Source organism: Streptomyces sp. NPDC058751 (genome assembly GCF_042746485.1).
Lineage (GTDB): Bacteria > Actinomycetota > Actinomycetes > Streptomycetales > Streptomycetaceae > Streptomyces.
The window spans coordinates 1-9,196 of sequence record NZ_JBHYPZ010000088.1 but is presented as its reverse complement, the minus strand read 5'-3'; the positions used below and the strand labels follow the sequence as shown (position 1 = coordinate 9,196).

The window sequence follows — 9,196 nt, the reverse complement described above, 5'->3', positions numbered from 1 at the left end:
TGTTTGGGGGGGGGGGGCCTGCCTGGCACGGCTCCCGGGGGGGGGCCCCCCCCCGCGGGGGGGGGGGGGGGGCGCGCCCGCCCCCCCCCACCCCTCCCGTCGGTGTTCGCGGGGCGGTCTAGCGGAGGAAGGGGTCCACCGCGACGGCCACGAAGAGGATCGACACGTAGGTGATCGACCAGTGGAACAGGCGCATCTCCTTGAGCTTGGCGCCCGTCACCTCGGCCTTGGCCCGGTTCTGCAGGCCGTGCGCCTCCCACAGCCAGAACCCGCCCGCGCCGAGCGCGACCGCGGTGTAGAACCAGCCCGTGTAGCCGAGCGGGGTGAGCAGCAGCGAGACCCCGACCATCACCCAGCTGTAGAGGACGATCTGCCGGGCGACCACCTTGTTGCTCGCCACCACCGGGAGCATCGGCACACCCACGCGCGCGTAGTCGTCGCGCACCTTCATGGACAGCGGCCAGTAGTGCGGCGGCGTCCAGAAGAACATGACGAGGAAGAGGATGACCGGCGCCCACGACATGGAGTTCGTGACGGACGACCAGCCGATGAGCACGGGCAGACAGCCGGCGATGCCGCCCCAGACGATGTTCTGCGAGGTACGCCGTTTGAGGATCATCGTGTAGACGACGACGTAGAAGAGGAGCGCTCCGAGCGACAGCCAGGCGGACAGCCAGTTGACGGCGAGACCGAACAGCAGGGTCGACACGACCGCCAGCGTGATGCCGAAGGCCAGGCACTCACGGGGGCTGACCATGCCGGTGACGAGCGGGCGCTGCGAGGTGCGCTCCATGAGGGCGTCGATGTCTCGGTCGATGTACATGTTGAGCGCGTTGGCGCCGCCCGCGGACAGGTAACCGCCGAGGCAGGTGAGGAGCACCAGCTTCAGATCGGGCACACCCTGCTGGGCCAGGAACATCACCGGAACGGTGGTGATCAGCAGCAGTTCGATGATCCGCGGCTTGGTCAGCGCCACGAACGCCTTGACACGGGCCCCGAACGGCCGCTGGCCCCGGCTGCTGCTCGTCCCGAGCACACCGGCTGGACGGGATTCGACGGCCGTCACGCACACCCCTGACAGAGACATCCCAGCAAGCCCCGGCAGTGAATTCCCCGTAAAGGCTCGCGCGTACCACGCCACTGTAGACGTTGCCCAGACCCCGGCATTCGCGGGGGTGGGCCCGTGTTGAGGAGTGCGGCCGGAAGAGCCGGTCGCGGCTCGATTGAGTACTCGGACGAGCGGCTCCGTATTCATGTGCCGAACAGGGGAACGACCTAGTCGGGAGGCAGATCCCGATGAGCCCCTGCAGTCTGGAATGAGTCGAAAAAACGCGCGTACTCACGGGGGTAGGCTCGACAACGGCCGGGGCGCCCAGTGCACCGGCATTTCGACATGTGTGACATGTGGAGAGGAGCCCTGACCCAGGGTGAGCACCAAGCCGACCACCACAGACCTCGAGTGGACCGAGCTGGACCAGCGGGCCGTCGACACGGCCCGCGTCCTGGCCGCCGATGCCGTACAGAAGGTCGGCAACGGCCATCCCGGTACGGCCATGAGCCTGGCGCCCGCCGCCTACACCCTCTTCCAGAAGGTGATGCGGCACGACCCGGCGGACACCGACTGGGTTGGACGCGACCGCTTCGTGCTGTCCGCCGGCCATTCGTCCCTGACCCTCTACACCCAGCTCTACCTGGCCGGTTTCGGCCTGGAGCTGGACGACCTGGAGTCCTTCAGGACCTGGGGCAGCAGGACCCCCGGACACCCCGAGTACGGTCACACGCCGGGCGTGGAGACCACGACCGGTCCGCTCGGCCAGGGTGTCGCCAACGCGGTGGGCATGGCGATGGCCGCCCGCTACGAGCGCGGTCTGTTCGACCCCGAGGCGCCGCAGGGCGAGTCGCCGTTCGACCACTACATCTACGCGATCGCCGGTGACGGCTGCCTCCAGGAGGGCATCTCCGCGGAGGCATCCTCCCTGGCCGGGCACCAGAAGCTCGGCAACCTGGTCCTGCTGTGGGACGACAACCACATCTCGATCGAGGGCGACACCGAGACGGCGGTCTCCGAGGACACCGTCAAGCGCTACGAGTCGTACGGCTGGCACGTGCAGCGCATCGCCCCGAAGCCGGACGGCGACCTGGACCCGCACGCCATCTACAACGCGATCGAGGCCGCGAAGCAGGTGACGGACAAGCCGTCCTTCATCGCGATGCGCTCGATCATCGCCTGGCCCGCCCCCAACGCGCAGAACACCGAGGCCGCGCACGGCTCGGCGCTCGGCGACGACGAGGTCGCGGCCACCAAGCGCGTCCTCGGCTTCGACCCGGAGAAGTCCTTCGACGTCGCCGCCGAGGTGCTGGCCCACACCCGGCAGGCCGTGGACCGCGGCGCCCAGGCCAAGGCCGAGTGGGAGAAGGGCTACGCCGCCTGGCGTACCGCCAACCCGGAGCGCGCGGCGGAGTACGACCGCATCGCGGCGACCGAGCTGCCGAGCGGCTGGGAGGAGAAGCTCCCCGTCTTCGAGGCCGGCACGGGTGTCGCCACGCGTGCCGCGTCCGGCAAGGTGCTGCAGGCGCTCGGCGCGGTCATCCCCGAGCTGTGGGGCGGCTCCGCCGACCTCGCCGGCTCGAACAACACCACGATCGACAAGACGTCCTCCTTCCTCCCCGAGGGCAACCCGCTGCCCGAGGCGGACCCGTACGGCCGCACCATCCACTTCGGCATCCGCGAGCACTCCATGGCCGCGGAGATGAACGGCATCGCGCTGCACGGCAACACCCGCATCTACGGCGGCACCTTCCTGGTGTTCTCCGACTACATGCGCAACGCCGTCCGCCTCTCCGCCCTGATGCACCTGCCGGTGACGTACGTGTGGACGCACGACTCCATCGGCCTCGGCGAGGACGGCCCCACCCACCAGCCGGTCGAACACCTCGCCTCGCTGCGCGCCATCCCCGGCCTCAACGTCGTCCGCCCCGCCGACGCCAACGAGACGGCCGTCGCCTGGCGCGAGATCCTCAAGCGCTACACCAAGGTGTTCGGCAAGGGCGCCCCGCACGGTCTCGCGCTGACCCGTCAGGGCGTGCCGACCTACGAGGCGAACGAGGACGCCGCCAAGGGCGGCTACGTACTGTTCGAGGCCGAGGGCGGCTCGCCCGAGGTCGTCCTGATCGCCACCGGCTCCGAGGTGCACGTGGCCGTCGAGGCCCGCGAGCAGCTCCAGGCCGCGGGCGTCCCCACGCGGGTCGTCTCCATGCCGTGCGTGGAGTGGTTCGACGAGCAGGACCAGGGGTACCGGGACAGCGTCCTGCCGCCTTCGGTGAAGGCCCGCGTCTCGGTCGAGGCGGGAATCGGCCTCACCTGGCACCGGTTCGTCGGGGACGCCGGACGCATTGTTTCGCTGGAGCACTTCGGTGCTTCGGCCGACGGCAAGGTGCTCTTCCGCGAATTCGGTTTCACTGCCGAGAAGGTCGCGGAAGCCGCCCGGGAATCGATCGCCGCAGCCCAGCGCTGACGCTGACATACGACACGTAGGAGATGCAATTTCCATGACAGACGCACTCAAGCGCCTCTCCGAGGAAGGCGTCGCGATCTGGCTGGACGACCTGTCGCGCAAGCGGATCACGTCCGGCAACCTTGCCGAGCTGATCGACCAGCAGCACGTCGTGGGCGTCACCACCAACCCGTCGATCTTCCAGAAGGCGATCAGCAGCGGAGACGGCTACGAGCAGCAGCTCACCGAGCTGGCCGCCCGCAAGGTCACCGTCGAGGAAGCCATCCGCATGATCACGACGGCGGACGTCCGCGACGCCGCCGACATCCTGCGCCCCGTCTTCGACGCGACCGAGGGCCAGGACGGCCGTGTGTCGATCGAGGTCGACCCGCGCCTGGCGCACGACACCGCGGCGACCGTCGCCGAGGCCAAGCAGCTGGCCTGGCTGGTGGACCGCCCCAACACCCTCATCAAGATCCCGGCCACCAAGGCGGGTCTGCCGGCGATCACCGAGGTCATCGGCCTCGGCATCAGCGTCAACGTCACGCTGATCTTCTCGCTGGAGCGCTACCGCGAGGTCATGGAGGCCTTCCTCGCCGGCCTGGAGAAGGCCGATGCGCGCGGGCTCGACCTCTCGAAGATCCACTCCGTGGCGTCCTTCTTCGTGTCCCGCGTGGACACCGAGATCGACAAGCGGCTCGACGCCCAGGGCACCCCCGAGGCCGAGGCCGCCCGCGGCAAGGCGGGTCTCGCCAACGCCCGCCTCGCGTACCAGGCGTACGAGGAGGTCTTCTCCACCGAGCGCTGGGCCGTCCTGGACCGGGCGCAGGCCAACAAGCAGCGCCCGCTGTGGGCCTCGACCGGCGTCAAGGACCCCGCGTACAAGGACACCCTGTACGTCGACGAACTGGTCGCGCCGAACACCGTGAACACCATGCCGGAGGCCACCCTGGAGGCCACCGAGGACCACGGGCAGATCACCGGCAACACGATCGCCGGTACGTACGAGCAGTCCCGCGCCGAACTCGACGCCGTCGAGAAGCTCGGGATCTCCTACGACGACGTGGTCCAGCTTCTCGAGGACGAGGGCGTCGAGAAGTTCGAGTCCTCCTGGAACGACCTGCTCAAGTCGACCGAGGCGGAGCTCCAGCGCCTCGCCCCTTCGGAGGGCTGAAATCTTGTCGAGCAGCAACCCGCTGCGTGACCCCGCAGACCGACGGCTCCCGCGCATCGCGGGGCCGTCGGGCCTGGTCATCTTCGGAGTCACGGGCGATTTGTCCCGTAAAAAGCTGATGCCCGCGGTGTACGACCTCGCCAACCGGGGTCTGCTTCCGCCGGGCTTCTCGCTCGTCGGGTTCGCCCGCCGGGAGTGGGCCCACGAGGACTTCGCCCAGGAGGTCCACGACGCGGTCAAGGAGCACGCCCGTACGACCTTCCGCGAGGAGGTCTGGCAGCAGCTCGTCCAGGGCATGCGCTTCGTCCAGGGCACCTTCGACGACGACGACTCCTTCGAACGGCTGCGCTCCACCATCGAGGAGCTGGACAAGGCCCAGGGCACGGGGGGCAACTTCGCCTTCTACCTGTCCGTACCGCCGTCCGCGTTCCCGGTGGTCATCCAGCAGCTGAAGAAGCACAAGCTGGCGGACCAGTCGACCGGCTCCTGGCGGCGCGCGGTCATCGAGAAGCCCTTCGGCCACGACCTTCAGTCGGCCGAGGAGCTCAACGCGATCGTGCACGAGGTCTTCGCCCCGGACCAGGTCTTCCGCATCGACCACTACCTGGGCAAGGAGACCGTCCAGAACATCCTGGCGCTCCGCTTCGCCAACACGATGTTCGAGCCGATCTGGAACCGGTCGTTCGTCGACCACGTCCAGATCACGATGGCCGAGGACATCGGCATCGGCGGCCGGGCCGGCTACTACGACGGCATCGGCGCCGCCCGTGACGTCATCCAGAACCACCTGCTCCAGCTCATGGCGCTGACCGCCATGGAGGAGCCCTCCTCCTTCGACGCGGACGCGCTCGCCGCGGAGAAGGTCAAGGTGCTCGGCGCGACCAGGCTGCCGAAGGACCTGGGCCGCAGCACGGTCCGCGGACAGTACGCGGAGGGGTGGCAGGGCGGCGAGAAGGTCGTCGGCTACCTCCAGGAGGACGGTATCGACCCCAACTCGAAGACCGACACCTTCGCCGCGATCAAGGTCGAGGTGGACAACCGCCGCTGGGCGGGAGTCCCGTTCTACCTGCGCACCGGCAAGCGTCTGGGCCGCCGCGTCACCGAGATCGCGGTCGTCTTCCAGCGCGCCCCGCACTCCCCCTTCGACCACACGGCGACGGAGGAACTGGGCCAGAACGCGATCGTCTTCCGCGTCCAGCCCGACGAGGGTGTCACGGTCCGCTTCGGCTCCAAGGTGCCCGGCACCTCCATGGAGATCCGGGACGTCTCGATGGACTTCGCGTACGGCGAGTCCTTCACCGAGTCGAGCCCGGAGGCGTACGAGCGTCTGATCCTCGACGTGCTGCTCGGTGACTCGAACCTCTTCCCGCGCACCGAGGAGGTCGAGCTGTCCTGGAAGATCCTCGACCCGATCGAGCAGTACTGGGACAAGCACGGCAAGCCCGCGCAGTACCCCTCGGGCACCTGGGGCCCCGTCGAGGCGGACGAAATGCTCGAGCGAGACGGACGGAGCTGGCGTCGCCCATGAAGACCGACCTCACGGACACCACGGCCAGCAAGGTCAACAAGGCGCTCGTCCAGGGCCGCCGCGCCATCGGCACACCCGCCGTCGGCATGGTGCTCACCCTCGTCATCGTCACCGACGAGGAGAACGCCTACGACGCGCTGAAGGCCGCCAACGAGGCCTCGCGCGAGCACCCCTCCCGCACCCTCGTGGTCATCAAGCGCGTCTCCCGCTCCCCCCGCGACCGCACGACGTCACGGCTCGACGCCGAGGTCCGGCTCGGGGCGGAGGCCGGCACCGGCGAGACGGTGGTGCTGCGCCTGTACGGCGAGGTGATCGACCACGCCCAGTCGGTCGTCCTGCCGCTGCTGCTGCCGGACGCGCCCGTCGTCGTCTGGTGGCCGGTGAACGCGCCGCTCGACCCGGCGAAGGACCCGCTCGGCGCCCTCGCCCAGCGCCGGGTGACCGACACCTACGCCGCCGAGGCCCCGGTGCAGGAGCTCAACGCCCGCGCCGAGGCCTACACCCCGGGCGACACGGACCTGTCGTGGACCCGCATCACGCCCTGGCGTTCGATGCTGGCCGCGGCCCTGGACCAGGTCACCTGCGACGTGGACGCGGTCGAGGTGGAGGGCGAGGAGTACAACCCGAGCTGCGAACTGCTCGCGATGTGGCTCGCGAACCGGCTGGAGGTCCCCGTCAAGCGGTCGCTGTCCGCCGGCCCCGGCCTGACCGCGGTCCGGCTGGAGACGAGCTGCGGCCCGATCGTCCTGGACCGCGCCGACGGCACCCTCGCGACGCTGTCCATCCAGGGGCAGCCGGACCGTGCGGTGGCGCTCAAGCGCCGTGACACGGCCGAACTGATGGCGGAGGAGCTGCGCCGCCTCGACCCGGACGACACCTACGCCTCGGCGCTGCGCTACGGCGTGGGCAGGCTGAACGCGGCGGCGGCCACGCCGCGGGCCGGTTCCCCGGGCGGGACCGCGACCGCCACGAAGGCGGGCCCGGTCGCCAAGGACTCCCCCGCGGGCGTGGCCGAGACGCTGGCCAAGAAGGCGGCGGACAAGGCGGCCGCCGAGTGAACACTCCGCAGCTCGTCGTCCACCGCGACAAGGAACTGATGGCCCAGGCCGCGGCGGCACGGCTGATCACGAAGATCGTGGACGCGCAGGCCTCGCGCGGCTCCGCGTCGATCGTGCTCACCGGCGGGCGCAACGGCAACGGGCTCCTCGCGGCGCTCGCGTCCGCGCCCGCCCGGGACGCGATCGACTGGGCGCGCCTGGATCTGTGGTGGGGTGACGAGCGGTACCTCCCCGAGGACGACCCCGACCGCAACGACACGCAGGCCCGCGCGGCGCTGCTCGACGCGGTGCCGCTGGACCCGGCGCGGGTGCACTGGATGCCCGCGTCCGACGGTCCGCACGGCGCCGACGTGGACGCGGCAGCGGAGTCGTACGCGGCGGAGCTCGCGAAGGCCGCCGGGCCCGAGAACCACGGTCCCGTCCCGGCCTTCGACGTCCTGATGCTGGGCGTCGGCCCGGACACCCACGTGGCCTCGCTCTTCCCGGAGCTGCCCGCGGTGCGGGAGACGGAGCGGACGGTGGTCGGCGTGCACGGCGCGCCCAAGCCGCCGCCGACCCGGATCTCGCTGACGCTGCCCGCGATCCGCTCCGCCCGTGAGGTGTGGCTGCTCGCGGCAGGCGAGGACAAGGCGCAGGCGGCCGCCATCGCCCTGTCCGGCGCGGGCGAGATCCAGGCCCCGGCCGCCGGCGCGTACGGCCGCTCACGCACGCTGTGGCTGCTGGACTCGGCCGCGGCGTCCCAGCTGCCGCGGTCGCTGTACCCGCCGGCGTCCGCCTGAAGGGACTGAACGGCTGACGGGGGCGGCGGGGTCGGACGACCCCGCCGCCCCCGCTTTCGTTCCGTCAACCGCCGTACGGCCCGCGGCCGTACGGGTTCCCGGGCGGGAACGGGGTTCCCTGGGGCGGGAGGTAGGGGGTCTGCGGCGGGTAGGTGACCGGGCGCAGGACCGGCAGGGTCGCGGGGTGGGCGCGCAGCCGGATGCCGTAGTGGCGGCGGAGCCGGTTCATCTCCAGGACGGCGATCGCGGTGACGGTCACCGGGGCACCCAGGACGAAGACGATGCCCATCCTGAGGCTGAGCCCGTGCAGGTCACCGGTGATCAGGTCCGGAACGGCCATGAGCCAGGTCGTCACCGTGGCCAGCAGCGGCGGCAGACAGCGGTGCACGGCCGCGGAACCGAAGTGGTTGCCGGACAGCTGGACCGCGCCGTGGGCCACGACGCCGATCAGCCAGAGCGCCACGAAACCCAGCGGAACCAGCACGGCTCCTCCCACCGCGGTCGCCAGCTGCATGAGGAGCACGGCGGCCACGGCCATGCCGATGAAGAGCAGCAGCAGCTTGAGCGAGCCGAGGAGCGGGCGCCGTAACTGCCGGACGGTGCCGGTGCGCCGCCACACGCAGAGCATCACGCCCACGGTCAGCGGCGTGACGAACAGCAGGACGGCGGCCGCCGTCAGGACGTTGGCCAGGATCTCCTCGGTGTCGAACCTGTGCTGCACGAAGGTGTACACGCCGAACGCCGCGACCGCTCCGGCGACGACCCGCACGCGCTTGAGCCGCTCCACCGAAGGATCGACGGGCTCGGGGATCCACGCCGGGTGGAACAGCGCCTTCGCCATCCGCTTCGGTTTCAGGAAGGTCCGGACCGTCAGTCCGTCCCTCGTCCATCTCTCACGCGTCCTGGCCAACTCCCGCTCCCCCGAACGATCGTCATCGTGATCGCCAGGGATGTTACGGGAAGCGGGCGGACTCCCGCCGCCCGCTTCCCCTCATTCGGGCTCAGCCCGCTCGGGCTCAACGACCGCGCAGTGTGCGGTACTTGGCGACCAGGGCCTTGGTCGAACCGTCGAGGCCGGGGACGTCCGTGCCTTCGGTCAGGGCGGGTTCGACGCGCTTGGCGAGGACCTTGCCGAGCTCGACGCCCCACTGGTCGAAGGAGTC

At 70.3% G+C, this 9,196-nt stretch carries 8 protein-coding genes; 5 read left to right on the top strand and 3 right to left on the bottom strand.

Features of this window, described 5'->3' with window-relative positions; genetic code table 11:
- Positions 1-118: 118 nt before the first annotated feature.
- Entirely contained in the window at positions 119-1,072 is a 954-nt protein-coding gene (locus ACFW6B_RS40835; protein ID WP_386604967.1) for a heme o synthase, read from the bottom strand.
- A gap of 355 nt (positions 1,073-1,427) precedes the next feature.
- Here ACFW6B_RS40835 and tkt point away from each other — a divergent pair, with 355 nt between their 5' ends.
- Genes tkt through pgl form a run of 5 tightly spaced genes read left to right on the top strand, consistent with a single transcriptional unit; the run spans position 1,428 to position 8,033 of the window.
- Positions 1,428-3,515, top strand: a complete 2,088-nt coding sequence (tkt, locus tag ACFW6B_RS40830; RefSeq protein WP_386604961.1) for a transketolase — start codon at positions 1,428-1,430, stop codon at positions 3,513-3,515.
- Between the two features lie 34 nt (positions 3,516-3,549).
- Positions 3,550-4,668 carry a transaldolase gene (gene tal / locus ACFW6B_RS40825; protein WP_386604959.1) on the top strand — a complete coding sequence of 373 codons (1,119 nt, stop codon included), beginning with the start codon at positions 3,550-3,552 and terminating at the stop codon, positions 4,666-4,668.
- A 1-nt stretch (position 4,669) separates the two neighbouring features.
- Positions 4,670-6,196, top strand: a complete 1,527-nt coding sequence (gene zwf / locus ACFW6B_RS40820) for a glucose-6-phosphate dehydrogenase (RefSeq protein WP_386604965.1) — start codon at positions 4,670-4,672, stop codon at positions 6,194-6,196.
- Positions 6,193-7,254: a glucose-6-phosphate dehydrogenase assembly protein OpcA gene (gene opcA / locus ACFW6B_RS40815; protein WP_386604957.1), complete on the top strand. Its 1,062-nt coding sequence runs from the start codon at positions 6,193-6,195 to the stop codon at positions 7,252-7,254. Before zwf ends, opcA begins: the two co-directional genes overlap by 4 nt.
- Positions 7,251-8,033, top strand: a complete 783-nt coding sequence (gene pgl / locus ACFW6B_RS40810; protein ID WP_386604955.1) for a 6-phosphogluconolactonase — start codon at positions 7,251-7,253, stop codon at positions 8,031-8,033. Before opcA ends, pgl begins: the two co-directional genes overlap by 4 nt.
- A gap of 64 nt (positions 8,034-8,097) precedes the next feature.
- Here pgl and ACFW6B_RS40805 read toward each other — a convergent pair whose 3' ends face one another.
- Both ACFW6B_RS40805 and ACFW6B_RS40800 read right to left on the bottom strand, forming a co-directional pair.
- On the bottom strand, positions 8,098-8,874 hold the full coding sequence (locus tag ACFW6B_RS40805; protein ID WP_386604953.1) for a hypothetical protein: 777 nt from the start codon (positions 8,872-8,874) through the stop codon (positions 8,098-8,100).
- Between the two features lie 175 nt (positions 8,875-9,049).
- Positions 9,050-9,196 (bottom strand): hypothetical protein (locus tag ACFW6B_RS40800; protein WP_386604963.1); only part of this gene is annotated, 147 nt, incomplete at its 5' end.